Origin of the sequence: Streptococcus sanguinis (genome assembly GCF_019929145.1) — a bacterium.
GTDB classification, from domain to species: Bacteria; Bacillota; Bacilli; order Lactobacillales; family Streptococcaceae; genus Streptococcus; species Streptococcus sanguinis_U.
Genome location: NZ_JAHZOW010000015.1, coordinates 1 through 1114 on the forward strand (window position 1 = coordinate 1; position 1114 = coordinate 1114).

Annotated in this window: 1 protein-coding gene; it reads left to right on the top strand. The window is 51.4% G+C overall.

Features of this window, described 5'->3' with window-relative positions:
• The first annotated feature begins 340 nt into the window (after positions 1 to 340).
• Positions 341 to 1038, top strand: a protein-coding gene (locus K1I94_RS11240; protein WP_103215986.1) for an IS1-like element IS1A family transposase whose coding sequence is annotated in 2 segments (ribosomal slippage) — positions 341 to 590 and positions 590 to 1038 — 699 coding nt in all. Because the reading frame shifts where the segments join, the coding sequence is not laid out codon by codon here.
• Positions 1039 to 1114 lie beyond the last annotated feature (76 nt).

Here is a 1114-nt window from a genome sequence, read left to right on the forward strand (position 1 = left end):
AAATCACCACCACTTCGGGTCATCCGCCTTCATCTCCGCTTCTGTTTCGTATAAATCAAAACGACGGCAGGTATGGCAGAACGTGACGTATTCGTACGGTGAATCCGGGTACATTTTGTGGAAGGTTTCCCAGAAACAGACCGTGCAGGAGGGATGACCAGCGATAAAGTCTGTAAATACGGACTGATAAGGGTGATTATTGGCTCTGGCGACGGCTTTCAGAACCTCTTTCACCATTCTGGTGTGGACTTTCTGGTGCTCCAGGTTGTGTGACATGGGATTCTGGGTGATGCTGCCAACTTACTGATTTAGTGTATGATGGTGTTTTTGAGGTGCTCCAGTGGCTTCTGTTTCTATCAGCTGTCCCTCCTGTTCAGCTACTGACGGGGTGGTGCGTAACGGCAAAAGCACCGCCGGACATCAGCGCTATCTCTGCTCTCACTGCCGTAAAACATGGCAACTGCAGTTCACTTACACCGCTTCTCAACCCGGTACGCACCAGAAAATCATTGATATGGCCATGAATGGCGTTGGATGCCGGGCAACTGCCCGCATTATGGGCGTTGGCCTCAACACGATTTTACGTCACTTAAAAAACTCAGGCCGCAGTCGGTAACCTCGCGCATACAGCCGGGCAGTGACGTCATCGTCTGCGCGGAAATGGACGAACAGTGGGGCTATGTCGGGGCTAAATCGCGCCAGCGCTGGCTGTTTTACGCGTATGACAGGCTCCGGAAGACGGTTGTTGCGCACGTATTCGGTGAGCGCACTATGGCGACGCTGGGGCGTCTTATGAGCCTGCTGTCACCCTTTGACGTGGTGATATGGATGACGGATGGCTGGCCGCTGTATGAATCCCGCCTGAAGGGAAAGCTGCACGTAATCAGCAAGCGATATACGCAGCGAATTGAGCGGCATAACCTGAATCTGAGGCAGCACCTGGCACGGCTGGGACGGAAGTCGCTGTCGTTCTCAAAATCGGTGGAGCTGCATGACAAAGTCATCGGGCATTATCTGAACATAAAACACTATCAATAAGTTGGAGTCATTACCCGGTTTTGCTATCACAATTCAAGCATGCAACCAAGTTCCTTAACAATGAAAAATCTTCACA